A 26,742-nucleotide genomic window follows, 5' to 3' on the forward strand; every position below is an offset into this window, starting at 1 on the left:
CTATCCTTTTTTTTATTCACTAATTTTTAACCCTATAAATTCAAGCTAAAATCCGAATTAACAGAAATTCGTCTTATAACCCTTATTTTAAAATATTCGTTTTAAAACCCGAATTATTTGGGGTTTTCAATTTGAAAAGCTATTTTTACTAAAAATTGAATACATGACAAGTGTAATTACTGGTGATATTATAAACTCTAGAGGTGTTTCTGCTGAAACATGGCTTCCTGTACTGAAAGAATCCTTCAATACTATCGGGAAAACACCAAAAACATGGGAGCTTTTTCGAGGAGATAGTTTTCAAATTGAAATTGAAAATATTGCAGAAGCTCTTCTTTTTACTTTTAAGCTAAAATCTACTATTAAAAAAATAAAAGATTTAGACATTCGTTTAGCCATTGGTATCGGTAATAAAAATTTTGATACAGAAAAAATTACCGAAGCCAACGGTGAAGCTTTTATAAATTCTGGGTATGCTTTTGATTATTTACTTAAAAAGCAAAATTTAGCTTTGAAAACTCCTTGGGAAGATATTAACGACGAGTTTGAAGTTTCTATAAGCTTAAGTTTGTTAATAATGGATAATTGGACAACCAACTCAGCTGCTTTTGTGAATATGTCTCTACAAAACCCTGAGTCTACTCAAAAAATTATCGCTAAAAAACTAGCTATTTCAGAAAGTAGCGCTAGTGAACGAAGAAAACGTTCTGGGTTTGATGAAATTATGAAACTAGAAAAACGTTATAGAAAACTTATGAATCAGAAACTAACTAAACTATGATACTGTTTTTAAAACTACTCGTTGCTCACTTATTGGGGGATTTTGTATTTCAACCTAAAAATTGGGTAAAAGATAAGGAGAAAAAGAAAATAAAATCTAGCAAACTTTATGCTCATATAGGTGTTCATGCTTTATTATTACTTTTATTCCTGCAGTTTAACCCTATGTATTGGAATGTATTTTTACTGGTAATTATTTCTCATTATTTAGTAGATCTTGGAAAACTATATTTTCAAAGAAAGAAGAACAAACGTTTATTCTTCTTTTTAGATCAGGTTTTACATATATTCTTTTTGGTTTTAGCCACATATATATATGCTCCTTTTAAAATTAGCATAAATGCTATTTTAACTCAACAAAATTTATTACTTTTTACTTGTTTAATTTTTGTCACTTATACTTCATCAATTATCATAAATACATTAATTTCTAAATGGAATCCAGAAAAAGGTAATAAATCAACAGAACAATCGTTAGCCAATGCAGGTAAGTATATTGGTTTTTTAGAACGTATATTAATTTTTGTTTTTATCGCGATTAACCAATGGGCAGGTGTTGGATTTTTACTCGCGGCAAAATCTATATTTAGATTTGGAGATTTAACAGCATCAAAAGACAGAAAACTTACTGAATATGTACTGATTGGAACTTTACTAAGTTTTGGATTGGCAATTTTAACAGGACTCGTATATTCGCATTATGGAAGATAAAATTATTGAAGGGCTTGCTTATGCCCTACCAGCACTAGTAACTGGCGGCGTAGCTTACTTAATTTTAGGCCGCTTTATTGAACAAGACAATAAAGAAAAAACATTCAATGCTTTAGTTGAAAAAAAGCGTGAAAGTTTACCCACAAAGCTACAAGCTTATGAACGTATGTTGTTATTTTGTGAGCGTATCAACCCATCAAAATTACTGTTAAGAGTAAATCCTATAGGAGATGATACTGATAACTACCTCCAACTTTTAATTGGTAATATAGAACAAGAGTTTGAACATAATTTAGTACAGCAATTATACATTTCTGATGATAGTTGGAAAGCTGTTTTAGCAGCTAAATTAGCTATTATAGCTAAACTTCGAAACACAGCAGAAAGTTCTGAAACTGCTAAAGATTTACGTGAAAATGTATTAATTGACTACTCGCAACAGGAAAGTCCCGCTAATACTGCAATCTCCTTTTTAAAACAAGAAGTAAAGAAGTTGATATAATAAAAAAAGCCTCTAATTAGAGGTTTTTTTATTTCTATTATTTTTCAACAGGCAAATCTAACCTACTTGCCCATTCTGTCCAAGAACCGTCGTATACACTATAATTAGTTTTTCCTGCCTCTTCAGCTCCTAAAGCAAGTATACATGCTGTAATTCCTGATCCACAAGAAAAAATCATTTCTTCTTTATTCGGATTCATATCTGAAAATATTTTCTGAAGCTCTTCTTTCGATTTCATCTTACCATTTAATTGCAATTCTGCATAAGGTAAGCTTTTAGAATTTGGAATATGACCTCCTCTTAAATCTTTTCTTGGTTCTGGCTCTGTAGCATAAAACCTTCCTTTTGAACGAGCGTCTAATATAACTTTATTATCAAGAGAAGCTTTTAATATTTCCTCTGTAACACTTATTTTACCCTTATTAAGATTAGCTTTGAAGTTCCCTCTTAAGAATTCTCTTTCTTTTTTAGACTCAACTGTATAACCAGCGTCTTTCCAAGCAGGTAAACCTCCGTTTAAAACTGCGACATTTTCAAAACCAAACACTTTAAACAACCACCAAACTCTAGGAGATGAGTATACGCCTAAATCATCATAAACAACAACACAGCTATCATTATATATCCCTAATTTTTGAGCCTCAGTTTCAAAATATTTTTCTGACGGAATTGTGTTAGGATATTCTGCTTCAACATCTAAAAAGACACTCTTTAAATCAAAGAAAACAGCATCTTTAATCTGCTGTTTTTCTTTTTTATCATCTGTTTTGACTCCTACTTTCTGAATAGTTGCATCTAGAACTATTAAGTTATCTGCACTTAAATTATCGTGCAACCAATCAACAGAAACTATAGGTGATTTTACTGTAAGCATATTACTTTATTTTACTTCATCATAATGCTCATCCCATTCATGTGGGTGTGGCTTTCCTAACTTCCCTACAGACTTCGCTACTAAAGTTGATACTGTGGCGTCACCCGTTACATTAATAACTGTTCTACACATATCTAAAGGTCTATCAACTGCAAAAATTAATGCCAAACCTATGGCTAATTTATCTGCTGGAAAACCAACTGATTCTAATACGATTACTAACATTACCATTCCTGCTCCTGGCACAGCTGCTGAACCTATTGAGGCTAATAAAGCCGTTAAAATAATTGTGAGTTGATCAACAAATGTTAAATCGAAACCTAAAGCTTGTGATATAAATACTGCTGCTACTGCTTGATATAAACTAGTACCGTCCATATTAATAGTAGCTCCTACTGGCAATACAAAACTTGATACTTCTTTATCTACTCCAATATGTTCTTCTACTCGTTCCATCGTAACTGGTAATGTTGCTGCACTAGAACTTGTTGAAAACGCTAATAATTGTGCTGGGCTTATTTGTTTTAAAAACCATAATGGATTCTTTTTGGTAAATACACTTATTAAAACCATATAAAGTGCTACCATTAATAATAAACCTCCAATAACTGTCGCTCCATATTTTAATAATGCCAACAATAAATCAGGATCATTAGAAGTAACCACAACATTTGCTAATAATGCAAATACCGCAAAAGGTGCTGTTAACATGATTAAATCAACCATTTTTAACACAACTTCATTTAACGAATCAAAAAAGTTTTTTAATGGTGTAGCCTTTTTTTCTCCTATTAATAACATTGATATTCCTAAAATAATAGTAAAGAAAATTACTTGTAACATTGCTTTATTATTACTCATTGCTTGTATAGCATTATCTGGAACCATATCTTCCAAAAACTTAAGTGGACCACTTTCTTTTTGTTTACTCGCTTCTACTATTTTAGCTTGTACCCCTTCACTGTTTGCGTAATCTGCTGTTAATTTAGCTATTGTATCTTCTGAAATTCCTTCTCCAGGCTGTACAACATTTACCAATACTAACCCTACTGTTATTGCTATTACCGTAGTACCTATATAAATTAATATGGTACGTATACCAATGTTTTTAAATTTTGAAATATCTTTTAAATCAGAAATTCCTTTTACTAGAGAAGCAATAATTAACGGTACTGCTATTAGTTTTAATAATTTTACGAAAATTGTTCCAAAAGGCTTTATCCAGTCCGATACAAATGATGCTCCATTGTCTGTAAAGGTCATCACTAACCCAAATAAGACACCTAAAATCATTCCTATTAAAATTTGCCAGTGTAGTGCAAGTCTCTTCATATAATCTATAAATCTATTATTTTTTAACTGGCCGTAAGGTATAAAGAAATATTTAAAAAAAGTGACCTTCAGTTCGTATCTTGTGTCCAATTATTATAAACTGAGTACTAATTTTATTAAAATAACAAAATGACGGGAATTTTAGATTTATTAAATAGCGATATAGGAAAAACAATTATATCTGGTGTTGCCGGATCAACTGGGCAAGACACTAATAAAACTAGTAGTGTACTAACAATGGCATTACCTGTTTTAATGAAAGCAATGCAACGAAATGCTGCCACTCCTCAAGGTGCTGAAAGTTTAAAGAACGCATTAAATAAGCATGATGGTGGAATCTTAGATAATTTAGGTGATTTATTTAATGGTGGTGTAAATTCTGATGTTTTACAAGACGGTGGTAAAATTTTAGGTCATGTTTTAGGAAATAAACAGCAAGGAGTTGAACAAGTTATTGGTCAAAAAGCAGGAATGGATACTGGTGCTGTTGCTGATATTTTGAAAACTGCTGCTCCTATTTTAATGGGGTTACTTGGTAAGCAGTCTCGTCAAGAAAATGTAAATAATTCAAGTGATTTAAGTGGACTTCTAGGTGGTTTACTAGGCGGTAACTCTACTCAAAAAGAACAAAGCTTCTTAGAACAGATACTTGATGCTGATGGAGATGGTAGTATTGTTGATGATGTAGCTGGAATGATTTTAGGTAACGCTGGTAATAATCAACAAAAATCAGGAGGACTTTTAGGAGGACTTTTAGGTGGTGTGTTTGGAAAAAAATAATTTTATTTTGCTATAATTTATAATGAACGGGGAAACATTTGTTTCCCCCTTTTCTTTTGGTTATTTTTGCAGCATATTAGTACTTATGGAAAAACTTAAACATCGTTGGGGTATAAAAAGCAATTGGGCTTTAACTGCTATTTTTATAGTTTTTGCTATAAATGGATCATTTGCAGCTTGGGTTGCTAAACCTATTACAAATTTGCTAGGGTTATCTCCTGAAACCTTAAATCCTTGGTTATATTATCCTTTAAGAATTCTACTAGTTTTTCCTATTTACCAAACAACATTACCCTTAATTGGTTGGTTATTTGGACAATTTAAGTTTTTTTGGGAATTTGAAAAGAAGTTTTTAAGTAGGTTAGGACTAGGATTTATTTTTAAGGGGTAAAAATTCTTTTTATACTACCTATAAAAATATACAAACTACTCACCTCCTCCCATAAAGAATATTTTTTTAGTTTACTCTTTTAATTATCTCATTTATATTGATTGGTATTGGTAAATGTACACCTTCTAATAGAAAGCGTTTATGAACAGCTTCTTTTAAAGCACATTTAGTTTTAAATTCTTGAAACGGTTCGTTTAACCATACATAAGCACGCATATGAATATGGTCTGGATATATATCAATAACACGAACATCTACCTGATGCACATCACTAATCACCTGGTCTGGTGTACGATAATCAATAACAGTTGGTAACTTAACAGCTTCTTCTTGTATAATTTTTCTTGCTAAATCAATATCTGCTTTTAATCCTATTTTAAAATTGTTAAAACTTAATACATGAGAGTCTTCTATGGTATGATTTAAAATAGAATCTGTACTAATTACCGAATTGGGTATAATTAACCGCTTATTCTCAAAGTTATTTATTACAGTATGTCTCAACGTTATGTCTTCAACAATACCAACTCTAGTTTCATCCAGTTTAATATAGTCTCCCACTCTAAAGGGGCGGAATATAACTATGAAAGCTCCTGCTATTAAGTTAGATAGTGCTGCTTGTGCAGCAAAACCTATAATAGCGGCTAAAATACCAGCTCCAGAAAAAATTAAAGTCGCTTTACTTCTAAAAGCAGGCACCGCCATAATTACATAAATGACACTTAAAAGTCCAATTACAAACGATACTGAATTACGTAAAAATTGAATACTTGTTCTACCAAAACGATCTTCTTTCTTGCTTTTAATAAGTTGCCAAATAATCGCTCTTACCAACCTAGAAATACCCCAAGACACTAAGAATACGACTATAATATACCCTAATGCTCCAAAAAAGGTATCTAGGTTAAAACGATATGGTAAAAACTTATCCATTAAAATAATGCTGTTTGACTTTCGTCGTCTTTATCTTTTTTCTTCTTTTGAAGTGCTCTTTCTAATGCTTTTTTTGCTTTATCTTCTTTAGACTCTACAAACGTTTTATCTTTAGGCGTAGTATCTTCTACATTCAAAGGTAATGCTTCTTCTTTAATTTCTTCTTCATCAGTTACCTCAATATCCTCTACTTTTTCCTCTTCTGGTTCTTCGTAAGGTAATGACTCTAATAAGTTTACTGTTCTTATTTTATCTGTTGTTAATTGATTTCCTTGAGCTTTAATTCCTTTAATTGCTATAAAGTCTTCAAAGTTCACTTCTATTTTTTCTAGGCTCCTTTTTGAGAAAATTACCTCTGCCATAGGACGATAATCTGTAGCTATGATTTCTAACTTCGATTTTTCATCTTCTGATATAAAAAGTTCTTCTTTATCTGGTGTTTCAACTAAGAATCGTTTTACAAAATAACGTTCTTTAACCCCGTCAAAATAAATTGCTGAAATTGGCTTATTAGGCTTCCATTTTTCTAATACAATCATATCATTTTCAAAATGCATCGCTAAATCTGGTGATACTGCTTTGATTTTTCCTGATTGAGTTGCTATTAATATTTTATCTTCTGCTTTAAACTCACCTAACAACTCTCCTCTCCCATCAACATTTAAACGTTGTACTGTATCGTCAAACCAAATTTTTCTAGGTTTTAAAGTTGAAACTCCTGCTTCTTTAAACTCTACTTTTTTAATTGAGTACTTGGTTACTAAGTTTCCTCTAACACTACGTCCTTTTATGGCTAAATCTGCAAAATCAATATCCCATTTTAATTTTTTAACACTTCCTACTGCTCTAAGTAAAATAGTTACTACCTCAGCTTCTCCATTAGAGTTAGCTGTAAAGTATAATACTTTTGATTTTGAATCTCCGTTGGCTAAGTTGTACTCTTTATCACGAGTAACTGATGTAACGTTAAAACGCTTCATATATGAAGGTCCTTTCGCTCCATCACGATATATCATGTTGTAAACTGTACGTTTATCTTTTTTCTTGAATATTGCAACATGAATAATTCCTTTTCCTACAAAGGTTTTAGAATCTACTTTCGTCACTACCATTGAACCATCTTCTCTAAACACTATAACATCATCAATATCTGCACAATCGGTAACGTACTCGTCTTTTCGTAGCGATGTTCCTATAAATCCTTCTTCTCTATTTACATAAAGTTTTGAGTTACGCATAACTACTTTGGTAGCTACGATATCATCAAAAATGCGGATTTCTGTTTTACGCTCTTTTCCTTTTCCGTATTTTGCTTTTAACTCTTTAAAATAGTCTATTGCAAAATCAATTAAATTATCTAAATGATGTTTAACCTCAGCTATTTTCTCTTCTAAACTTTCAATAAATTGTTTTGCTTTGTCAATATCGAATTTAGAGATTTTCTTAATTCTTATTTCTGTTAAACGAACAATATCTTCTTCGGTTACTTCTCTTTTTAAATGCTTAGTATGCGGTTTTAACCCTAGGTCAATTGCTTCAATTACTCCTTCCCAAGTTTCTACTTCTTCAATATCACGGTAAATTCTATTCTCAATAAAAATACGTTCTAAAGAAGCAAAATGCCATTGCTCTTCTAATTCATGTAATTGAATTTCTAATTCACGTTTAAGTAACTCTACTGTAAAGTCTGTTGATTTTTTTAGAACTTCTGTTACTCCAATAAACACAGGCTTATTATCCTCAATAATACAACACAGTGGAGAAATTGAATTTTCACAACTGGTAAAAGCGTATAAGGCATCAATTGTTTTATCTGGCGATACATTAGCTGGTAAATGCACTAAAATTTCAACATTAGCCGCGGTATTATCTTCAATACGTTTGATCTTAATTTTACCTTTATCGTTCGCTTTTAAAATGCTATCAATTAATGATGATGTGGTAGTGCCAAAAGGTACTTCAGTAATTACTAACGTTTTTTTATCAAGTGCCGATATTTTTGCGCGCACTCTTACCTTTCCTCCTCTTTTACCATCGTTATAATTGGTAACATCTGCTATTCCACCTGTTAAAAAGTCGGGTACAATCGTAAAACTTCTTCCTTTCAAGTATTTTACAGAGGCATCTATTAACTCGTTAAAGTTATGCGGTAATATTTTGGTTGATAATCCTACAGCAATACCTTCTGCTCCTTGAGCTAATAGTAACGGAAACTTTACAGGTAAGTTTACAGGTTCTTTTTTACGTCCGTCATACGAGGCTTGCCATTCAGTAGTTTTGGCATTGAAAACAACATCTAGTGCAAATTTAGACAAACGTGCTTCAATATAACGAGAAGCCGCTGCACGGTCTCCTGTTAAAATGTTACCCCAGTTACCTTGCATATCGATTAGCAACTCCTTTTGCCCCATTTGTACCATGGCATCGGCAATTGATGCATCTCCGTGAGGGTGATACTGCATTGTGTGACCTACAATGTTTGCTACTTTATTATAGCGTCCATCATCTAAGTCTTTCATTGAATGCATAATACGACGTTGCACGGGTTTAAACCCATCTTCCATTGATGGCACTGCACGTTCTAAAATTACATATGAAGCATAGTCTAAAAACCATTCTTTGTACATACCTGTTACCTTGGTAATGGTTTCTGTACTTTCAACAGGTTTATTTAGTTCTTCGTCATGTTCGTACTTATTGTTTTCTTCACTCATGTATGAATGTTTAAACGTTTATGTTTAGGGGTAATTTTATCTCTTCTTAATTAGTAAAAAAATAGCGATACAAACTAAGACTGCTGCTATCATATTAACATAAGACGACTTATTTGCTTCCCAGTTTAAATTGCTAAAGTCAACGTTAAATGTATTGACAACAAAAATTGAAAATGCTATTAATAAATATATTCTAGCTCTTCTATTTCTATCCATTATTTTTCTTGTACTTTAATTACTACAAGCTAATTTATTTATCTGATGTTTTTATTCTTTGTCGTTTTAATAGATACACCCAATATTAAAGTCATAATTAACATTAATAATGTTTCTATATATGAATTTTGACTTGATGATCTACCAAAATAAATCATTAAAGCACACGCAATAATCATTATCAATGATACTATTATAATTACTTTCTTTAATTCTTTCATATTAATTTTCTTCTACTAAATCTAACTCAACCTTTAAGTTGTTAATAATAAACTTTTGTCTGTCTGGAGTATTTTTACCCATATAGAATTCTAACATTTGTTCTATCGACATTTCTTTGTCTAACATTACTGGGTCTAAACGAATATCATCTCCAATAAAATGGACAAATTCGTTAGGAGAAATCTCCCCTAACCCCTTAAATCGAGTTATTTCTGGTTTTCCTCTTAGTTTGTTTATCGCATCTTGCTTTTCTTCTTCTGAATAACAATAAATGGTTTCTTTTTTGTTTCGTACTCTAAATAACGGTGTTTCTAAAATATACAAATGTCCTTCTTTAATTACTTCTGGAAAGAATTGTAAGAAAAAGGTTATTAATAACAAGCGAATGTGCATACCATCAACATCGGCATCGGTAGCAATTACAATATTGTTATAACGTAAGTCTTCCAGTCCGTCTTCTATATTTAAGGCTGCTTGTAATAGGTTAAATTCCTCATTCTCGTACACTATCTTTTTAGACAATCCATACGAGTTTAGGGGTTTTCCTTTTAAACTGAATACCGCTTGTGTGTTTACATTACGCGATTTGGTAATCGAACCACTTGCCGAATCTCCCTCCGTAATAAACAAGGTAGTATCTAAATATCCATCTTTTTTAGTGTCTCCAAAATGTATACGGCAATCACGTAGCTTCTTGTTGTGTAAACTTGCTTTTTTGGCGCGTTCACGAGCTAATTTTCGTATTCCTGATAGTTCTTTACGTTCTTTTTCTGCCTGTAATATCTTCTTTTGAAGTTTGTCGGCTACTTCCGTATTCTTATGTAAGTAATTATCTAACTGTGTTTTTATAAAATCATTAATATACGTTCTAACGGTTGGCAAGTCTCCTCCCATTTCTGTAGAACCTAATTTTGTTTTTGTTTGACTTTCAAAAACTGGTTCCATTACCTTAATAGAAATAGCACCGATAATTGATTTACGTACATCAGAAGCATCAAAATTCTTTCCAAAAAACTCTCGAACTGTTTTTACTACTGCTTCTCTAAATGCGTTTAAGTGCGTTCCTCCTTGTGTAGTATTTTGTCCGTTTACAAACGAATGGTATTCTTCCGAATATTGTGTTCTACTGTGTGTAATTGCTACTTCAATATCACTGCCTCGTAAATGAATTATAGGATACAACATATCTTCTTTATTGTTGTTGTCTTCCAATAAATCTTTTAACCCGTTTTCTGAATAAAACTTTTCTCCGTTAAAAACAATGGTTAACCCTGGGTTTAGGTACACATAGTTTTTTAATAGTTTAGAAATATATTCAGGACGATACTTGTAATTTTTAAAGATGGTTTCATCAGCTATAAAGGTTACTTTAGTACCTCTACGGCGTGATGTTTCATCTAATAATTCTTGATTGGTTAAGTTTCCTTTCTCAAACTCTGCTGAAGCTGATTTACCGTCACGGTTAGACTCTACCCTAAAATAGGTTGATAACGCATTTACTGCTTTCGTACCAACTCCATTTAATCCAACTGATTTTTTAAAGGCTTTGGAGTCGTACTTTCCTCCTGTGTTCATCTTCGAAACCACGTCCACTACTTTTCCTAGCGGAATACCACGTCCGTAATCTCGCACAATTACTTTATTCCCTTGTACAGAAACTTCTATGGTTTTACCTCCTCCCATGACAAATTCGTCAATAGAGTTGTCTAAAACCTCTTTAACCAAAATGTAAATTCCGTCGTCTGGAGATGATCCGTCTCCCAGTTTACCAATATACATCCCTGGTCGCATACGAATATGTTCCTTCCAATCGAGCGAGCGTATATTGTCTTCGGTATATTGTGTTTCTTGCGTCATAAAAAATTGTGTGAATTGAAGTCTGTGCTAAAATAGTATTTCGCCAGAAAAAATAAAAAACTCTGTTAATATAGTTATTAACAGAGTTTGTTTTTATTTCTTTTTTAATGCTTTCTTCTCCCATTTACAGAGCATTCTCCCATATCTCCTCACTTTTTTCTCTGTGCTTTCTTTTATCGTTGTTTTACATTGAGATAATCCTCTACAATTTTTTTTAAAGTGATACTTTGTGCTTGCTACACTACTACAGATATACACTTTTTTGTCTTCTACTTTTTGAAATGCCACTAACACACCTACTGATAGTAGCATTATTATGACTTTTTTCATTTGTTATTTAGTTTGGTTGTTTTCTATATTGCCAAGGTGTAGTTACATTGGGTAATGACCACATACCTATTTTAAGTTGTTTTGCTTTGTTTTCTAACAGGTCATATTCTTTACTTTTTGAATATTTTTTAAAGTGCATTGCCAACCCTTTTTTAACTAGGCTCTTATTAATGTTTTGATGGTTGTCAAAATATATTTCGGCGATTAAACGATTCCAATGCCACTTCCCTTTGTTCACTACTTTAACTGTTTTTCCAAATATTTTGTTGGACACGAATTGTTTTGCTTTGGTACTGTATGGCTGTCCTTTTTCTGGACAATCAATATGTTCTAGCCTTATATGTATTGGTTTGTTTTGATATAACACCTTTACGGTATCTCCGTCTACTACCCCAATTACTCTTGCACTAAATTCTTTCGGTACTTTTGCTCCTATTAATGTTATTAATAAAAATAATAGTATTGTTTTTAGGTACATAGTTTACTTGGTAAGAATAAAATCACTAACAACATCATTTATATGGATGGGTAAATCTGCTCTTTTTATTTGAAACTTCTTTACTTTCATTTCTGTTAACCATTTTTTCCAATACTCTTTTATAACGTCTTCTTCATAGGGATTTTTTTTGTTCGGATTTACTCCTAAAACTAATACTTCAACATTTTCTAAATTTTGATTTAATGGTAAAAAGCCATAATCTTTTGTTTGGAGTTTTTCTTTCCAGTTACTTGTATTTAATTTGAAATTCTTTATTGTTTTTGGGGTTAAATACGATGTTCTGTTTTGCTCTTTTGTTATGTTATCTTTATGGTACACATACCCATCTGTTAAAACTACCACCACATTCTTATACCCCTCTTCTACACAATAATCTTGGATCTTATTTTTAAAGAAGCCTCGTATATCTGACCCCACATAGGTATCGTCTGTAATTGCAGTTTCATAAATATTATTACATATTTCTGTATACTTCTTTGAGGTTTTCAGAATTTCGTCTTTGGTTGCATTGTTTTTATCAAACCGTGTTTTGAGTGTAGCTATCTTATCGTTTAACTCGCTATCTAATGGTGCTGGTTCAACAAACAACTGTATTTTATCATTAATTTTATTTGTTCTCTTCCCTCTAATATGATTTTCAAAAGTCTTCGCGACGGATTCGATGTAACCTAAATCTCTTTGATAAAACTCCATTGAAGGTTCTGGATACTTCTTTGGATTTATTCTATCTGATAAATCTAATACGATACTAATATTTAAATTTTCTTTGCTCTTTTTTTTACTTGTACTACTTATTTCTTTTGATACTTCTGCTACTGGGTCTTTTTCTTTTTTATTTGAACAAGAGTATGTAAGTATAATACATAGAATTACTATTATAAGTTTATATGCTTTCATTTTTCGTTATTTTAGTTGAGATTTATAAATTATTCCTTCCGTGTTTTCATCTGTTAAATCATATTTCGTTAGATGTTCTTTTTCTACTTCATCACATTTAGAAAGCAATTCATCTCTTCGTTTTAAATCTAAAAAATTGTCTGTAATTGCTAAATACCATCCTTTTACATATTCTGCGTGGTAGGTTAAGTAACGTTTATTAGGGAATACAAAGCCATCAATTGTTCTCTGTAAATTGGCTATTCTTGCTTCTATTCCTGATATTTCTTCTTTTACACCGTTTAATTTTTCTATGGCTTCAGCTATTGATTTTTGTAGGTTAACAATCGTTTCTCTTTTACTTCTTATAAAGGCTTTGATTTTATCAATGTTTTCATATTCTTTCATAATAAAATCAAACACCAACCCCCAAATTATATATACTACAAATCCTGCAAAGATGATTCCCCAAAACTCTACTTTACTAAAGGCTATTGACAAATCGAACTCTGGTGAATCTGGTGTTTTATTATAATCATAAATCTTCATTTCTATCTGATACGCTAGTATAGCATCGAAGATAAAAGTGATGATAAATAGTGCTCCTATTTTTACATAAGATAGCCAGTTTTTATGTTTTTGAAACATATGTATTAAATACCCTAAACCCATAAAAGCAAATGGTATGGTAGCTACAAAAACCGCTTCTAAAACTCCATGTTCTAAGGCTTTAGAAAATGATTTCCCGTCAAAAATAGCTGCTGATAACTCGCTATTTTCAAAGTCTTTAAAAAAAGCTGAATATGAGACTGATATGTAAAAAACTAATAGGTAGAATGTTATTGGAATAAGCACTATTAGCCCCAAATAAAATTGGGCTTTTGTTTTTTTATCTACTTCTTCTACATACTTCTCTGGATTCTCTCTAACTTCAACTATTTGATGTTTGCATTCTTCTATTTTTTCTTCATCAGTTTTTATACTTTCTTCTAAGATTGCTTTGGCTGTTTGCCTTTTTTTAAGTTCTATACCTTCTCTTCCTTTTTCTTGCGTATGAGGCTCTTTTAATTTTTCTTGTAACTCTCTATCTTCTGCACATTTTCTTTTATAGTCCATGTACACATTATTCAGACAAGCTCTGAACACTTTGTGATTTCCTGAGGCTTGTTTAGATGATCCGTAACCACTTTCGAAAAAAGTTAGTTTTATCTCTTTTGTTTCTTCCTTTACTACTATTTCTTCTACAGGGTCTTTCTCCCTAATAGTAAATATTGTTTTTAAAGCTTCCATATGTGTTAGTTGATTAGGTTAATTGTTTTAACAATGTTGTTTTAGGTATATGCTTTTTTGCATTTTCTATCAAAAAACTAGTCAATTCTTCTAGGTTTTCTTCTAAAAACCCGAACTTTAAACAATACTTTTTTAGAGTTATCATTTCATCTTCTGTTACTTTTCCATCTGCCCAAATCATTACTGCTAAATCATATAAGTACTCAACTTTAAGCTCTAAGCTTTCGGGTACTAAGCTTTCTTGTTGGCTTGATAGTAAAATATTATCTAACTCTTGTTTAGATATATTTCTCTCTTCTGCAAATTTGTATAGCATTTGTGTTTCTAACACATCAAAATCATTGTCAACAAAAGCCATTTCATATAATCTTAAAAAGTGACTTTTAAGTTCGGTAGTTATTTCATTCATTTTTTTAATGTTTAACGTTATACATGTCTTTATTTTTAGACACTTGTTTTTTTATTGTTCGTTGTTTTTTTATGCTTGAGCTATACCCATAAAATATGAGCAGTAGAAATAAGATTCCGCAGAGAACATCTAAAAAAACCCAATATGATTTTACATAAAAATAGATGGGAAATATGGGGTTAAATAATAATGCTATTGGTATAAATAATAACCTCCAATGCTTCTTTATTCTCTGATTAAAAACTACCAATAAGCCTCCTATAAAAACAATTATTCTTAAAACATTGTAATATTCTATTGGTAGTGCTGTTACTGCTAAAAACAATGCTATGGCACAAATAATATTTACTGTTTTTTGTATTCCTACTTTCATTTGATTATAGTTTAACTACGAGTATATTTACTTTCTTTTTATTAACAGTACTACAAAAACACTAACTATAGCAAAGACAATTCCTAGGCAGCCTATTCCTTCTTTTTTAGAGTGTCTTTTTCTATACTGCAACCCTTTTATACCCGTTCTTATAGAATATCCTTTGGAACTTACTGCTCCTATTTTAGTTCGTAAGCTTGGAGAAATGCCCGATTTACTAATATTCAGTCCAAAACCTTTTCCTAATTTTATTCGTCTGTAAAATTGAAATCCCATTAGTTCTTATCTATTCTTACCCCACAATTAGGGCAGTTACTACAATTACTCTTTTCTTCTTTTACTTTATCTATTAAAGCTGAACTTATAATTCCTGTAGGCAATGCCACAAAGCCAATTCCTATAACTCCTATTAAAGCGCTAAAGAATTTTCCTAAGGGAGTTACAGGATACATATCAGTTACTCCTACAGTGGTAAGCGTTCCTAACGACCACCAAAAGGCTTCTATAATACTTGAAAACTTATCGGGCTGTGCTTCGTTTTCTGCGTAAAAGATTAAAGTAGATGAGAGCATTACTAATATTAATGCTATAAAGGCTGTTATTAAAAGTTCTGGCTTGGTTTCTTTTAGTATTAAATTAATCGTTTTAAAGGATTTTGAATACCTACCTAGTTTAAATATTCGCACTAACCTTAACAGCCTCAATACTCTTAATACTCGTAAATCAAACGGAAAAATTAGTGGTAAGTAAAAGGGTAATATTGACAGTAAGTCTAAAATCCCGTAACCAGAAAAAACGTAAGAACTCCACCCTTTATTATCTTGCTTTTCTGCAATTACAATTCTTGTTATAAATTCTATTGAAAAAACCAGAATAGAGAATCCTTCTATAAACTGAAAAAACTGTGTATAGTTAACTCTTAAAGTTTTAAAAGACTCTAGTACTAAACAGATTATATTTATAATGATTAAACCATAAATAAACCTTGATAAAAACAGGTTGTAATTGAATACTTTTAATGCTCTCGTACTCATAGCTCATTTAACAATTACATTCTGATCTGTCTACATATGTTTTATTTCCATTGCTATTCTTATAATAGCATCCTCCTTTGGGTCCTGTCCATAATTGCTTTCCATTATGAACCCCACACTTCCATTCTGTTTTTGTTTCTAGCTCTTCTATTCCATCCGCATCAGTAGAACATTCTGTTAATAGTACTGAAATAAAAAAGAGACCTACAATTTGTAATCTTTTTATCATTATGTTTTAGTTTAGTTATACCCCAAAGCTAAACCTACTCAAAAACAAAACCTTACGGATTTCCGTAAGGCTTCTAAATACTCTTTTTGTTTTGTTTATAGCTACTCTTCTACAAAGGTTATTGGAGTATTTTTTAGCTAATTTTTTCTTTCAAAAACTCTTCATAGTAATTAATCGTTTCTAAAAGCTTAGAATCAAACTTATAGATATCATCAATTGTTGCTATTTTTTCCCTTATCTCTTTTTTATTAGCATCAAATACCCCCAAATATTTGGTTTTTCCATTAAAATGAAACCTACATAATGGTTTACGATTGTTATCATCTAATAAAACGCCGAAATAAGACTGTGTGTCTCTAATAGCAATTCTTTCTATAGGTATTTTTTTTCTTAGTATTGCCACCACAATCCTATAGGCTTCCATTTCTTCTTCTGTAGTTACTATTTTTTCATTTTTTTCTTCGTGCTCTATACTTTCTTCTACCAACTTTTCTTCTTCTTTATTTAAAGCATTATGCAGTCTTTCATTTACTTTTTCACTTATTAATTGATTAATAGATTTTGACACTAATTCTTTAAACTGCTCTAACACTCTTTCTGTTTGTCTTCCTGAATAAACTCTTGAAGAAAAGAACCGAACAAAATCGTTTTCTGGTTCAATTAATTGACTATTAAATATCTTCTTTATTTCTTTTGAATACTTTAAAGAGCTTGCATTATTAACTATTTGATTCACATCAAACTTTGTTTTATGAAATTTAACAACTTCATTAATTACAGGCTCTTTTAGTTTGGTTATATCAAACTCTAAAAATGGTTTTTCATCCATTTTGTTTGTTTCTTCTAAATCAGTAAAAAACTTATATTCTATACCATTAGTTAGAAGTGCAAATCGTGATTTTGATGCATGAAAATATCTAAATAACTGTGAATTGTGCGTGTTTAAATCTTCTTTCCAATGTTTACACTCTATTATTAAAATAGGAACTTTATTTTCAATTATAGCATAATCTACTTTTTCTCCTTTTTTCAACCCTATATCAGCTGTAAACTCGGGTATTACCTCTGTTGGATTAAAAATATCATATCCTAATAAATCTATAAAAGGTAATACAAATGCTGTTTTTGTAGCTTCTTCTGTTTCTATTTGCTCCTTTAATGTTGTAATCTTCTGTGAGAGTTCTTTTAGTTTGCTGGCTAGTTCCATTCTTTAAGTTTTGGTTATATACCCCAAAGCTAAACATGCTCAAAAACAAAACCTTACGGATTTTCGTAAGGTTTCTAAATACTCTTTTTTGTTTTGTTTATAGTTACTCTTCTACAGAGACTATTGGTGCATTTTTTTTAACTGATTCAATTCCTTTATCTTTTGCTGAAGTGGTCGTGTACATTTCGCTTTTACCTATAACTTCTCCATTTTGCGCTTTTAGTGTAAAGTAGTATTGCTCATTTGAAGCTACTTTTCTTTCATAGTTATCATCATCAGGTGCATTCGTTTTTACAGAACTTATACCGCTTTTACATCCTTGTTTACTAGCGTAGCCTTCACTGGTTAAAATAATTTCTCCATTTCCTGCTTTCAGGTTAAACATGAATTCATTATCCTTTCTCTTTTTGATTTCAAATTTTGGGTTTCCCATTTTATATGTTTTTTAATTAGTATTACATCAAAACTATACTTTCTAATACAGAAAACTTTACGGAAACCCACAGCTAAGCTTTCTTTTATTCCATCAATAGTACACCACTCACATGAACAAACCCTGTTACTTTTGTTCTTTGTACTTTTACTTTAATCCATTTTGCTTGAGTGGCTAATATGGTTAGTTTTTCTCCAAAGTTTAATTGTTGAATTACATAATAAGAAGTACTTGGGCCACTTCTTAAATTTAAAAGGTTTTTGTTTACCAATAATGTTTTTAAATAATATGGTTCTTCTTTTAACAATGTACTATTGTTTTTACGTCCGTCAAAAATAGTTTGTTTGGTTTGTGGCTTCTTTGAGTAGCTTTTATAAGAGTTGGTATAACTTTTTGTGCTACTTCTCTTTCCGCAAACACCGCAAGAACCTCCACTGTTACAATATTTACAATACTTACAGTTTTTACATGCTCTACAGTTAACAGAACCTGTACACCTAGCTTTAGGTGGAACATAACAGCCTACTAAAGCTTTGTTATATAAATTTTCTTTAGAATTGTTTTTCTTCGTTACAACTACCGTAGCAACTATTACTATTAATAATGATGTAATTAGTAATACTTTTTCATATTTCTGATTCATAATATTGAAGGGATTAAGTTTATTATATCAAATCTAATTTCTATAAAACAGAAAACCCTACGGAAATCCGTAGGGTTTAATCAATATAATAATCGTTTTGCTATTTCCTCTTCTTCTAACACTTCTCCATTCTTTAGCAGCATCTGTTTTTTCTTACTAATCGGGTTTAAATACAGTTCATAACCATAAGTACAGTTTTTAAACCGATATTTTAATGCTTTTGCTCCTGCTAACAGTCCTTTTCTTTTTGTTTCTTCATATACGTAATGTGAACAGGATTTTCTAAATATACAGCGTGCTGGCTTATTCTTTGGTTTAAACTTCCAATACGCCTTTATAGAAAGAAGTAACAAATGTTTCATTATTCTTTACTAAAAACAATCATTTGCCTGTATGCTGTATATCCTGGTTGAGAACCTATTCCAAAACAACCTGAATCAGGGAGAACATGAGTTTCTACACTTTCTAATCGAACATATCGCCAACCTTGATCGTTGTAATTACTAATAATAGCTTCTAATTGTTGTGCTACTTTTGCTGAGTTTCCTTTATTTCTATCAATAGACGGTGTAAAGGGTATTACTTTATATTCCATAATTTATAAATTAGCTTTTGTGACACTCTTCACTACAATGTTTACAGCCATCAGCTTTTGCATAATATTCTTTTGCTTTTAAAACTGCTGAATGGCAAGAAGAATGATAGCCTAAGTCTTTTTTGGAAAGAACAAAAGGCAAACAATTACATCCTTCTTTATGTACTTCATGATCTCCATTTGGTTGTGCTGTATTATTTACATAATATTTTGGCATTTTCTATATTTTTTTTGGTTAATATCATTGCAAACCTACCTTGATAAAAACACAAAACCCTACGGAAATCCGTAGGGTTTACTATTATGTTAGAGCTATATAAAAATAGCTTTCATAATTAGAACTTTGTTAGAGGTTATATTGATTTTCTTAACTTTTTAAAAGGGTAATAAGAAGATTATTGGTCAAGCTCCTACCCTTACTGCTGGTAATTATCGTGTTAGGGTTAAAACGCAGGTTACAGAAAACTCTAAACACTTTTTAAAGGATATTATGGTAGGTGATTCTACATTTAGTCTTACTGTTTCTTAAGTAATAACAGTACTGTTATTTAACACCAAACACTACTGTTATGTGACTGGCAACAATAGTGTTTGATGTTTCAAACAAAATTTTATAACATAGAAAGTACGAGCATATAGCTCGTACTTTCTATGTTATAAACTCTTTTTATTATGGTTTTTAATGGGTATAGGATGTTCAATGATATGACTAACATTTTTTTATTGATTATTTTCTGTTTTAAAAAACAGCTTTTGCTATTTCTTGAATGTTGGTTGATTTTCCCATTGAATAATAATGTAAAATAGGCACTCCTTTTTGTTGTAATTCCTTACTTTGAGCAATGCACCACTCTACTCCTACTTGTCGTACCTCTGCGTTACTCTTACAATTCACAACTTCTTTTACCAAAGCATCTGGTAAGTCAACTTTAAAACGATGCGGAATTAAATTCAATTGCTTTTTGGTTGAGATTGGTTTTAATCCCGGAATAATAGGAACCATAATTCCCTCTTCTCTACATTTTTTTACAAACTCAAAATACTTTTGATTATCAAAAAACATTTGTGTTATCACATAATTTGCTCCGTTTTTAATTTTCTTCTTTAAAAAGTGAATATCAGAATCTAAACTTGGTGCTTCCATATGTTTTTCAGGATATCCAGCTACTCCAATACAGAAATCGGTTTTTGATGAGTTTTGCAAATCATCATCCAAGTATCTTCCTTTATTTAAGTTCTCTATTTGTGTAACTAACTCACTTGCGTATGCATGTCCGTCTTTTTCAGGTTTAAAATAAGTTTCGCTTTTTACTGCATCACCACGTAATGCAACTACGTTATCAATTCCTAAAAAATCGAGATCAATTAAGAAGTTTTCAGTGTCTTCTTTGGTAAATCCTCCACATAAAATATGCGGAATAGCATCTACTTGGTATTTATTTTGAATCGCCGCACAAATACCTACTGTACCTGGACGTTTTTTTACTACTTGCTTTTTTAAGAGTCCGTCTCCTAACTCTTTATATACGTATTCCTCACGATGATAGGTTACGTCTATAAATGGCGGATTGAACTCCATTAACGGATTAATATTTTTGAATATTGACTCGATTGTATCTCCCTTTAACGGTGGAAGTATTTCAAACGAAAACAACGAGGTACCATTTGCTTTTTCTAAGTGTTCTATTACCTTCATAAGTATATCTTATAAAGGCGTATTTAACTATACCAATGAAGCTGCCAACAACGATACGACTGCCATTACCAGTAGCTGTATTGCAAATCGAATCTCTAAATTATACTTTTTCATTTGTCTAATTTTATTGATTTTTTATATGGCAATATTACTACTGTTTTATAGTTTTTAGTTTACCTAACTTAAAACTTATTGTTAATTAAATACGCTCTTTTGTTTGTTTATTTTAAAGTTATTATTAATTGTCTGATATGTTTGGATGTAACCATTTTCTAGCTTTTTCTAAGGCGATGTTTTTTCGTTCTGCAAAATCTCTTACTTGATCGTCTGTTATTTTACCTAACCCGAAGTACCTAGCTTCTTCATTGGCAAAATAATATCCTGAAACTGCTGCTGCTGGCCACATGGCTAAACTTTCTGTTAAACTTACTCCTATGTTCTCTTCTACCTGTAAAAGCTGCCAAATTGTTTCTTTTTCTAAATGATCTGGGCATGCAGGATATCCAGGTGCAGGACGAATTCCTTTGTACGCTTCTTTTATCAACTCATCATTCGTTAAGTTTTCTTCGGATGCATAGCCCCAGTGTTTCGTTCTTACTCTATGATGCAAATATTCTGCAAAAGCTTCTGCAAAACGATCAGCAATGGCTTGTGCCATAATTGCATTGTAATCGTCGTGATTGTCTTTGTATTGTAATGCCAATTCATCAGCGCCAAAAATGGCGGTACAGAAAGCTCCTATATAATCCGTTTTATCTGTTTCTTTGGGCCCAATAAAATCTGCTAAAGCAAAACTTGGTTTTCCTTCACGTTTTTTTAATTGCTGACGTAAGGTTCTAAATACTGCGACTTCTTTTCCTTTCTTTTGAACTGAAATATCGTCGTCGTTAATAGAGTTTGCCTCAAACAAACCAAAAATAGCTTTGGGCTTTAATGCTTGTTTTTCTATGATTTGTTGCAGCATCTTTTGAGCGTCTGCAAACAAATTGGTTGCCTCTACTCCTACTACTTCATCTTCTAAAATATCAGGAAACTTTCCATGTAAATCCCATGAGCGGAAAAACGGACTCCAATCAAAATATGGTACCAAATCTTTTAAACTTACTTGCTCTAGCTTTTGTACTCCTAATTCTTTTGGTTTAGTAATGTTAGTAGTCTCCCAATCTATTCTGAATTTTCGCTCTCTAGCTTCCTCAATTGGTATGTAGTGCTTCTGTTTTCCTCGTTTTAAGAATTTATCTCGAAACTCTTCGTAATCTTTCTTCAACTTGGCAACATACTCGTTTGAGGTTTCTTTATTCAATAAATCTCCTACTACCGTTACTGCTCTTGACGCATCGTTTACGTGTACCACTGCATTTTTATACTGCGTATCGATTTTTACAGCGGTATGTGCTTTCGAGGTTGTTGCTCCACCAATCAATAAAGGAATTTCCAAATTTTGACGTTCCATTTCTTTGGCTAAATACACCATTTCATCCAACGAAGGTGTTATCAATCCGCTTAAACCAATAGCGTCCACCTTCTCCTTTTTAGCAGTTTCTATGATTTTTTCTGGTGGAACCATCACCCCTAAATCGACAATCTCGTAATTGTTACAACCTAATACTACGGATACAATGTTCTTACCAATATCATGCACATCTCCTTTTACCGTTGCCATCAATATCTTTCCGATAGCTTGTTGTTCCTCGCTTTTCTCTGCTTCAATAAACGGATTCAAATAGGCTACGGCTTTCTTCATTACTCGGGCAGATTTTACTACTTGTGGTAAAAACATTTTTCCAGCACCAAACAAGTCTCCTACTACATTCATTCCCGTCATTAAATGTCCCTCAATTACATGTAGTGGTTTTGCTACACTCAAACGTGCTTCTTCAGCATCTTCTTCTATAAAAGCATCTATTCCTTTTACTAAAGAATGTGTAATACGGTCTTGTAGTGGTAAACTTCTCCATTCTAAAACTTGCTCACTGCTTTCTTTTTTAGTTCCTTTTACCGTTTCAGCAAATTCTAATAAACGTTCTGTAGCATCGTCTCTTCTATCTAAAACAACATCTTCAATATGTTCTAATAAATCCTTCGGAATATCATCGTAGACTTCTAACATGGTCGGATTCACAATTCCCATATTCATCCCTGCTTTGATAGCATAGTATAAGAATACCGAATGCATAGCTTCACGTACCACATTGTTTCCTCTAAAAGAAAATGATACGTTACTTACTCCACCACTCACACTTACATGCGGTAAATTTTCACGTACCCATCGGGTAGCTTCAATAAAATCCAACGCATTTTTTCGATGTTCTTCCATTCCAGTTGCCACTGGAAAAATATTTAAATCGAAAATGATATCTTCTGGCGGAAAACCGACAATCTCGGTTAATATATTATACGAACGCTCTGCAATTTCAATTCTTCGTTCGTAAGTATCTGCTTGTCCTACTTCATCAAAAGCCATGATAATTACTGCGGCTCCATATCGTTTAATTTGCGTAGCTTCCCAAATAAACTTTTCTTCTCCTTCTTTTAAAGAAATGGAATTTACAACCGATTTTCCTTGCACAACCTGCAATCCAGCTTCAATGATTTCCCATTTAGAACTGTCAATCATAATAGGAACTCTGGCAATATCAGGTTCAGAAGCTATTAAGTTTAAGAAACGTACCATCGCTTCTTTCCCTTCAATTAAACCATCATCCATATTAATGTCGATGATTTGTGCTCCTCCATCTACCTGATGACGAGCAATTGCCAACGCTTCATCAAACTTTTCTTCTTTTATCAATCGAAGAAATTTACGTGATCCTGCTACGTTTGTGCGCTCCCCTACATTGATAAAATTACTTTCGGGTGTTATAATTAACGGTTCTAACCCCGATAATTTCATGTATCTTCTTTCCTCACTCATCTACTAACTATTTTGTCCTGCTGCAACAAATTCAGCTTTTCGTGGTTTGTATTTCGCTGCTATTGCTGCGATAGCTGAAATATGTTTTGGCGTGGTACCACAGCATCCTCCTATAATGTTGATTAAATTTTTCTTTAAATATTCTTCTATTTGCTCCGCTGTTTCTTCTGGAGTTTCATCATATTCTCCAAAGGCATTGGGTAATCCTGCATTTGGATGTGCAGAAATCGCAAATTCCGTTTTAGACGCAATTGCTTCTAAGTGTGGTTGTAATAAATTAGCACCTAAAGCACAGTTGAATCCTACAGATAGTAACGGAATATGAGAGATGGAAATTAAAAACGCCTCGGCTGTTTGTCCCGACAACGTTCTTCCTGAAGCATCGGTAATGGTCCCGGAAACCATGATAGGTACTTCTATATTACGTTCTGCTTTTACCTCTTCAATGGCAAATAAAGCGGCTTTCGCATTTAGGGTATCGAATACGGTTTCTACCAATAAAATATCGGAACCACCATCTAACAAGGCTTCTACTTGTTGTTTGTAAGCAATACGCAATTCGTCGAAAGTCACTGCTCTGTATCCCGGATCGTTTACATCAGGAGACATACTTGCCGTACGATTTGTAGGTCCGATAGATCCCGCTACAAAACGAGGTTTGTGTGGTTCTTTCGCTGTGAATTCATCGGCTACTTCTTTGGCTATTTTAGCAGACTCATAATTTAACTCGTATACCAAATCTTCCATTTGGTAATCTGCCATGGCAATGGTAGTACCTGAAAAGGTGTTGGTTTCTACAATGTCTGCTCCTGCCGCAAAGTATTTTCTATGTACTTCTTTTACAGCTTCAGGTTGTGTAATGGACAATAAATCGTTGTTTCCTTGCAACGGTGTTGGGTAGTCTTTAAAACGTTCTCCACGAAAATCTTCTTCAGTAAATTTATATTCTTGAAGCATGGTTCCCATAGCGCCATCGAGCACGAGGATTCGTTTTTGTATTTCTTGATAAATGTTTGACATTCCTGATATTTAGTGTAATGTTATCAGGAAAAGAGGAAGTAAAATTCTTTTCGTTATCTCTCTGCCGAAGCAGTAGAATGTAGCACCTTCTTTGTTTGCACAAAGGGTTGCTAAGGTTTCAAAGGGTCTATTCCCTCCACCTTTCTTGATAACATCAATACGTTAATGAACGGGGCAAAGTTATAGTATTATTTTTTATTTACCCAATTTTTATTTTCATAATTAAATAACTAAATGAAAAAGACTGCTTTCACTACTAGGGTGCAACATAATTTTGTTTTATCTTGGATACTTGAAACAAGAAGAATAAAATTGCTGAAACTTCCGTTTATCACCTTCAATACTCCTGATAAAAGTAGTTTTTGTTCTCTTAACAAGTTGTGTGTAAAATTATAAATCAACTCTATGAAAATTGAAAAGATAAAGAATTATAATCAAAAGTTACTAGCCATTTTAGGAATAATTGCGGGAATATTTTTAATTATTGCATTAGTTTCATTTATATCTATAGTTATTCAGGAACATAGGAGATATAATTATGAAGAACCTGAAACTGGAATTTTATCAAAGGAAAAAATTGAAAAACTTCAAAAAGAAAATAAAAGAGAACAAGTTATCTCATACGAAACTCCAATTTTAATTGACACTTTAAATTCACAATATATAATTCCAGTTTCTCACAAAACTTTAAACGAAAAAGAAGATATTGGATTAAATGGACTTTTAAATGCTTATTCAGATTCAGGTTCCGATTTTAGTGTAAAAGAAAAGAGAGATGAAAGATATTCTAGAGAATATTATGGAGAATACAATAACATAATCGTTTTTGACGAGCCTAATTCAATAAATAAGAAATTATTTAAAAAACGAATTAATTTTAACGAGATCAAATCTGAATATTTTAACAAAGAAATACTTATTCTACTTAAAGCTTCTGATAAGGACACTTTCAAAGATGGTGTGATAAATTTGAGAGACTTAACCTCTCTTTATATTTATTCAATTAAAGAAAATAAGATTCGAAAAATTGGAATTGAAGGAATGGATGTTTATAACTATAAATTCATAAATAAGAGTAAAAACTTAATTATTGAATTTGGAATAGATAAAAACAAAAATGGAGCTTTTGAAAGCTACAATGAACCAATAATTCTGAAAAAGTACAATTTTGAGAAAGAAAAACTTGTAGCAATAGTTGACGAGAAAATAAATTCTGAATTACAAAAGAAATTAGAAGGAACTGAAAAATAACTATACACAACAAAACCTAATTTGCCCTGAAATTGTTCTCTTAATAAAATAATTTTCTTAGAGTTTTTCAATATGTATGCCAAAGATTCATCTAACTAAGACTTTTGTATTCATTGTTAAATCATTTACCATTCTTTTAACAACTATGAAAAGTGATGTTAGAATACAAACACATTCTCTGCTCGTTTAAAACCTTATGCTAAATACTTAAATAATAGCTCTTTTGTCTTATTTGTTGCTATGGTTACCCTTTTAATGTAATTCCTATCAAAGAAAAAACACTTGTAATAACATATTATTTTTATTTCTCACTTTTTTACATGCCTTTATGAGTGGCTCGACTAAAATCATGTACGACGTCACCACTACGAACAGAAGATATGCTACTCCAATTAAGGTATAGAGAGTTTTCATGTAATCATTTTTAGCAACTTACATTAAAGCTACTAAATACCTAATAAAAAGTCTCTTACTAAAAAATTAATTTTTTTTCACCTTTTTAATAGAAAATTGTTTGTTTACATTCAAAACTTAGTTTATTTGTTCTTTGGAAGGTTCAGCGTGACGCGCTGACGGTTCCGTTTACTTGTATTTTCAATCCAACTCCCTTGGGAAGGAAAAAATACGTTAA

Annotated in this window: 29 protein-coding genes and 1 riboswitch; of the genes, 6 read left to right on the forward strand and 23 right to left on the reverse strand. The window is 31.8% G+C overall.

All coding sequences use genetic code 11. The features are described 5' to 3' along the window. Positions 1-163 precede the first annotated feature (163 nt). The 3 genes from NH341_RS10615 to NH341_RS10625 are packed head-to-tail and all read left to right on the forward strand — an operon-like array spanning position 164 to position 1,993. Positions 164-781: a SatD family protein gene (locus NH341_RS10615; RefSeq protein ID WP_253056802.1), complete on the forward strand. Its 618-nt coding sequence runs from the start codon at positions 164-166 to the stop codon at positions 779-781. Then, positions 778-1,491 (forward strand): DUF3307 domain-containing protein, encoded by a 714-nt coding sequence (locus NH341_RS10620; RefSeq protein ID WP_253056803.1) that lies wholly within the window; start codon positions 778-780, stop codon positions 1,489-1,491. Before NH341_RS10615 ends, NH341_RS10620 begins: the two co-directional genes overlap by 4 nt. Continuing rightward, on the forward strand, positions 1,481-1,993 hold the full coding sequence (locus NH341_RS10625) for a hypothetical protein (RefSeq protein WP_073183674.1): 513 nt from the start codon (positions 1,481-1,483) through the stop codon (positions 1,991-1,993). Before NH341_RS10620 ends, NH341_RS10625 begins: the two co-directional genes overlap by 11 nt. A gap of 37 nt (positions 1,994-2,030) precedes the next feature. Here the strand turns inward: NH341_RS10625 and NH341_RS10630 are convergent, their stop codons facing one another. Both NH341_RS10630 and NH341_RS10635 read right to left on the reverse strand, forming a co-directional pair. After that, a complete protein-coding gene (locus tag NH341_RS10630; RefSeq protein WP_253056805.1) occupies positions 2,031-2,867 on the reverse strand; it encodes a sulfurtransferase in 837 nt (278 codons plus the stop codon). A 6-nt stretch (positions 2,868-2,873) separates the two neighbouring features. Then, complete coding sequence (locus NH341_RS10635) at positions 2,874-4,199, reverse strand: dicarboxylate/amino acid:cation symporter (protein ID WP_047789045.1); 1,326 nt, start codon at positions 4,197-4,199, stop codon at positions 2,874-2,876. A gap of 129 nt (positions 4,200-4,328) precedes the next feature. On the opposite strand from NH341_RS10635, the gene NH341_RS10640 reads away from it, so the two are divergent. Both NH341_RS10640 and NH341_RS10645 read left to right on the forward strand, forming a co-directional pair. Continuing rightward, positions 4,329-4,979, forward strand: coding sequence for a DUF937 domain-containing protein (locus NH341_RS10640; protein ID WP_047789046.1), 651 nt, complete (start codon positions 4,329-4,331; stop codon positions 4,977-4,979). An 85-nt stretch (positions 4,980-5,064) separates the two neighbouring features. Next, complete coding sequence (locus NH341_RS10645; protein ID WP_073183678.1) at positions 5,065-5,370, forward strand: DUF6787 family protein; 306 nt, start codon at positions 5,065-5,067, stop codon at positions 5,368-5,370. Between the two features lie 66 nt (positions 5,371-5,436). Here the strand turns inward: NH341_RS10645 and NH341_RS10650 are convergent, their stop codons facing one another. The 21 genes from NH341_RS10650 to NH341_RS10750 all read right to left on the reverse strand — a co-directional run bounded on the left by NH341_RS10650 (position 5,437) and on the right by NH341_RS10750 (position 24,860). Beyond that, positions 5,437-6,303, reverse strand: coding sequence for a mechanosensitive ion channel family protein (locus tag NH341_RS10650; RefSeq protein ID WP_073183681.1), 867 nt, complete (start codon positions 6,301-6,303; stop codon positions 5,437-5,439). After that, positions 6,303-9,017: a DNA gyrase/topoisomerase IV subunit A gene (locus tag NH341_RS10655; protein ID WP_073183683.1), complete on the reverse strand. Its 2,715-nt coding sequence runs from the start codon at positions 9,015-9,017 to the stop codon at positions 6,303-6,305. The genes NH341_RS10650 and NH341_RS10655 overlap by 1 nt, the downstream gene beginning before the upstream one ends. A 438-nt stretch (positions 9,018-9,455) precedes the next feature. Next, positions 9,456-11,312 (reverse strand): DNA topoisomerase IV subunit B, encoded by a 1,857-nt coding sequence (locus tag NH341_RS10660; protein WP_047789051.1) that lies wholly within the window; start codon positions 11,310-11,312, stop codon positions 9,456-9,458. A 93-nt stretch (positions 11,313-11,405) separates the two neighbouring features. Further along, positions 11,406-11,642 (reverse strand): hypothetical protein, encoded by a 237-nt coding sequence (locus tag NH341_RS10665; RefSeq protein WP_159615764.1) that lies wholly within the window; start codon positions 11,640-11,642, stop codon positions 11,406-11,408. A 7-nt stretch (positions 11,643-11,649) separates the two neighbouring features. Further along, positions 11,650-12,120 (reverse strand): thermonuclease family protein, encoded by a 471-nt coding sequence (locus NH341_RS10670; RefSeq protein ID WP_159615766.1) that lies wholly within the window; start codon positions 12,118-12,120, stop codon positions 11,650-11,652. Positions 12,121-12,123: 3 nt separating this feature from the next. Then, the gene (locus NH341_RS10675; RefSeq protein WP_159615768.1) at positions 12,124-13,038 is read right to left on the reverse strand and encodes a hypothetical protein; all 915 of its coding nucleotides are present in this window, start codon (positions 13,036-13,038) and stop codon (positions 12,124-12,126) included. A 6-nt stretch (positions 13,039-13,044) separates the two neighbouring features. Next, positions 13,045-14,307 (reverse strand): ABC transporter permease, encoded by a 1,263-nt coding sequence (locus tag NH341_RS10680; protein WP_253056807.1) that lies wholly within the window; start codon positions 14,305-14,307, stop codon positions 13,045-13,047. A gap of 13 nt (positions 14,308-14,320) precedes the next feature. Then, a complete protein-coding gene (locus NH341_RS10685; protein WP_159615772.1) occupies positions 14,321-14,716 on the reverse strand; it encodes a hypothetical protein in 396 nt (131 codons plus the stop codon). Between the two features lie 4 nt (positions 14,717-14,720). Beyond that, entirely contained in the window at positions 14,721-15,089 is a 369-nt protein-coding gene (locus NH341_RS10690) for a DUF6804 family protein (RefSeq protein ID WP_173361027.1), read from the reverse strand. Between the two features lie 27 nt (positions 15,090-15,116). Then, positions 15,117-15,365, reverse strand: coding sequence for a DUF4236 domain-containing protein (locus NH341_RS10695; protein WP_253056809.1), 249 nt, complete (start codon positions 15,363-15,365; stop codon positions 15,117-15,119). Further along, a complete protein-coding gene (locus tag NH341_RS10700; protein ID WP_159615778.1) occupies positions 15,365-16,123 on the reverse strand; it encodes an ion transporter in 759 nt (252 codons plus the stop codon). Before NH341_RS10700 ends, NH341_RS10695 begins: the two co-directional genes overlap by 1 nt. Before the next feature lie 7 nt (positions 16,124-16,130). Beyond that, positions 16,131-16,352 carry a hypothetical protein gene (locus NH341_RS10705; protein WP_253056811.1) on the reverse strand — a complete coding sequence of 74 codons (222 nt, stop codon included), beginning with the start codon at positions 16,350-16,352 and terminating at the stop codon, positions 16,131-16,133. A gap of 133 nt (positions 16,353-16,485) precedes the next feature. After that, positions 16,486-17,559: a type I restriction endonuclease gene (locus NH341_RS10710; protein WP_159615780.1), complete on the reverse strand. Its 1,074-nt coding sequence runs from the start codon at positions 17,557-17,559 to the stop codon at positions 16,486-16,488. Between the two features lie 103 nt (positions 17,560-17,662). Beyond that, positions 17,663-17,992, reverse strand: a complete 330-nt coding sequence (locus NH341_RS10715) for a YegP family protein (protein WP_159615782.1) — start codon at positions 17,990-17,992, stop codon at positions 17,663-17,665. Positions 17,993-18,077: 85 nt separating this feature from the next. Beyond that, positions 18,078-18,635 (reverse strand): SH3 domain-containing protein, encoded by a 558-nt coding sequence (locus NH341_RS10720; RefSeq protein WP_159615784.1) that lies wholly within the window; start codon positions 18,633-18,635, stop codon positions 18,078-18,080. Between the two features lie 80 nt (positions 18,636-18,715). After that, positions 18,716-18,997: a membrane protein insertion efficiency factor YidD gene (yidD, locus tag NH341_RS10725; RefSeq protein WP_125067307.1), complete on the reverse strand. Its 282-nt coding sequence runs from the start codon at positions 18,995-18,997 to the stop codon at positions 18,716-18,718. Further along, positions 18,997-19,230 carry a hypothetical protein gene (locus NH341_RS10730; RefSeq protein ID WP_099216602.1) on the reverse strand — a complete coding sequence of 78 codons (234 nt, stop codon included), beginning with the start codon at positions 19,228-19,230 and terminating at the stop codon, positions 18,997-18,999. The genes yidD and NH341_RS10730 overlap by 1 nt, the downstream gene beginning before the upstream one ends. Positions 19,231-19,240: 10 nt before the next feature. Then, positions 19,241-19,447, reverse strand: a complete 207-nt coding sequence (locus NH341_RS10735; protein WP_159615786.1) for a hypothetical protein — start codon at positions 19,445-19,447, stop codon at positions 19,241-19,243. 522 nt (positions 19,448-19,969) lie between these two features. Next, positions 19,970-20,926, reverse strand: a complete 957-nt coding sequence (gene metF, locus NH341_RS10740; RefSeq protein WP_159615788.1) for a methylenetetrahydrofolate reductase [NAD(P)H] — start codon at positions 20,924-20,926, stop codon at positions 19,970-19,972. A 238-nt stretch (positions 20,927-21,164) separates the two neighbouring features. Further along, complete coding sequence (gene metH / locus NH341_RS10745) at positions 21,165-23,840, reverse strand: methionine synthase (RefSeq protein ID WP_253056813.1); 2,676 nt, start codon at positions 23,838-23,840, stop codon at positions 21,165-21,167. A 3-nt stretch (positions 23,841-23,843) separates the two neighbouring features. Further along, the gene (locus NH341_RS10750) at positions 23,844-24,860 is read right to left on the reverse strand and encodes a homocysteine S-methyltransferase family protein (RefSeq protein WP_253056816.1); all 1,017 of its coding nucleotides are present in this window, start codon (positions 24,858-24,860) and stop codon (positions 23,844-23,846) included. A 50-nt stretch (positions 24,861-24,910) separates the two neighbouring features. Continuing rightward, a riboswitch (SAM riboswitch) is annotated at positions 24,911-25,015 on the reverse strand. Between the two features lie 250 nt (positions 25,016-25,265). On the opposite strand from NH341_RS10750, the gene NH341_RS10755 reads away from it, so the two are divergent. Further along, positions 25,266-26,111 (forward strand): hypothetical protein, encoded by an 846-nt coding sequence (locus NH341_RS10755; RefSeq protein WP_253056818.1) that lies wholly within the window; start codon positions 25,266-25,268, stop codon positions 26,109-26,111. Positions 26,112-26,742 lie beyond the last annotated feature (631 nt).

This window comes from Tenacibaculum sp. XPcli2-G (genome assembly GCF_024124505.1).
GTDB classification, from domain to species: domain Bacteria; phylum Bacteroidota; class Bacteroidia; order Flavobacteriales; family Flavobacteriaceae; genus Polaribacter; species Polaribacter mesophilus.

Bases quoted from the DNA above. Each gene is read 5' to 3' on its own strand.
- NH341_RS10660 (WP_047789051.1), bottom strand. From the start codon at position 11,312: ATGACGCAAGAAACACAATATACCGAAGACAATATACGCTCGCTCGAT.
- NH341_RS10630 (WP_253056805.1), bottom strand. From the start codon at position 2,867: ATGCTTACAGTAAAATCACCTATAGTTTCTGTTGATTGGTTGCACGAT.
- NH341_RS10705 (WP_253056811.1), bottom strand. From the start codon at position 16,352: ATGATAAAAAGATTACAAATTGTAGGTCTCTTTTTTATTTCAGTACTA.
- metH (WP_253056813.1), bottom strand. From the start codon at position 23,840: ATGAGTGAGGAAAGAAGATACATGAAATTATCGGGGTTAGAACCGTTA.
- NH341_RS10755 (WP_253056818.1), top strand. From the start codon at position 25,266: ATGAAAATTGAAAAGATAAAGAATTATAATCAAAAGTTACTAGCCATT.
- NH341_RS10665 (WP_159615764.1), bottom strand. From the start codon at position 11,642: ATGAAAAAAGTCATAATAATGCTACTATCAGTAGGTGTGTTAGTGGCA.
- NH341_RS10620 (WP_253056803.1), top strand. From the start codon at position 778: ATGATACTGTTTTTAAAACTACTCGTTGCTCACTTATTGGGGGATTTT.
- NH341_RS10715 (WP_159615782.1), bottom strand. From the start codon at position 17,992: ATGGGAAACCCAAAATTTGAAATCAAAAAGAGAAAGGATAATGAATTC.
- NH341_RS10655 (WP_073183683.1), bottom strand. From the start codon at position 9,017: ATGAGTGAAGAAAACAATAAGTACGAACATGACGAAGAACTAAATAAA.
- NH341_RS10640 (WP_047789046.1), top strand. From the start codon at position 4,329: ATGACGGGAATTTTAGATTTATTAAATAGCGATATAGGAAAAACAATT.
- NH341_RS10645 (WP_073183678.1), top strand. From the start codon at position 5,065: ATGGAAAAACTTAAACATCGTTGGGGTATAAAAAGCAATTGGGCTTTA.
- NH341_RS10650 (WP_073183681.1), bottom strand. From the start codon at position 6,303: ATGGATAAGTTTTTACCATATCGTTTTAACCTAGATACCTTTTTTGGA.
- NH341_RS10690 (WP_173361027.1), bottom strand. From the start codon at position 15,089: ATGAAAGTAGGAATACAAAAAACAGTAAATATTATTTGTGCCATAGCA.
- yidD (WP_125067307.1), bottom strand. From the start codon at position 18,997: ATGAAACATTTGTTACTTCTTTCTATAAAGGCGTATTGGAAGTTTAAA.
- NH341_RS10675 (WP_159615768.1), bottom strand. From the start codon at position 13,038: ATGAAAGCATATAAACTTATAATAGTAATTCTATGTATTATACTTACA.
- NH341_RS10670 (WP_159615766.1), bottom strand. From the start codon at position 12,120: ATGTACCTAAAAACAATACTATTATTTTTATTAATAACATTAATAGGA.
- NH341_RS10695 (WP_253056809.1), bottom strand. From the start codon at position 15,365: ATGGGATTTCAATTTTACAGACGAATAAAATTAGGAAAAGGTTTTGGA.
- NH341_RS10735 (WP_159615786.1), bottom strand. From the start codon at position 19,447: ATGCCAAAATATTATGTAAATAATACAGCACAACCAAATGGAGATCAT.
- NH341_RS10700 (WP_159615778.1), bottom strand. From the start codon at position 16,123: ATGAGTACGAGAGCATTAAAAGTATTCAATTACAACCTGTTTTTATCA.
- NH341_RS10685 (WP_159615772.1), bottom strand. From the start codon at position 14,716: ATGAATGAAATAACTACCGAACTTAAAAGTCACTTTTTAAGATTATAT.
- NH341_RS10680 (WP_253056807.1), bottom strand. From the start codon at position 14,307: ATGGAAGCTTTAAAAACAATATTTACTATTAGGGAGAAAGACCCTGTA.
- NH341_RS10625 (WP_073183674.1), top strand. From the start codon at position 1,481: ATGGAAGATAAAATTATTGAAGGGCTTGCTTATGCCCTACCAGCACTA.
- metF (WP_159615788.1), bottom strand. From the start codon at position 20,926: ATGAAGGTAATAGAACACTTAGAAAAAGCAAATGGTACCTCGTTGTTT.
- NH341_RS10615 (WP_253056802.1), top strand. From the start codon at position 164: ATGACAAGTGTAATTACTGGTGATATTATAAACTCTAGAGGTGTTTCT.
- NH341_RS10710 (WP_159615780.1), bottom strand. From the start codon at position 17,559: ATGGAACTAGCCAGCAAACTAAAAGAACTCTCACAGAAGATTACAACA.
- NH341_RS10635 (WP_047789045.1), bottom strand. From the start codon at position 4,199: ATGAAGAGACTTGCACTACACTGGCAAATTTTAATAGGAATGATTTTA.
- NH341_RS10750 (WP_253056816.1), bottom strand. From the start codon at position 24,860: ATGTCAAACATTTATCAAGAAATACAAAAACGAATCCTCGTGCTCGAT.
- NH341_RS10730 (WP_099216602.1), bottom strand. From the start codon at position 19,230: ATGGAATATAAAGTAATACCCTTTACACCGTCTATTGATAGAAATAAA.
- NH341_RS10720 (WP_159615784.1), bottom strand. From the start codon at position 18,635: ATGAATCAGAAATATGAAAAAGTATTACTAATTACATCATTATTAATA.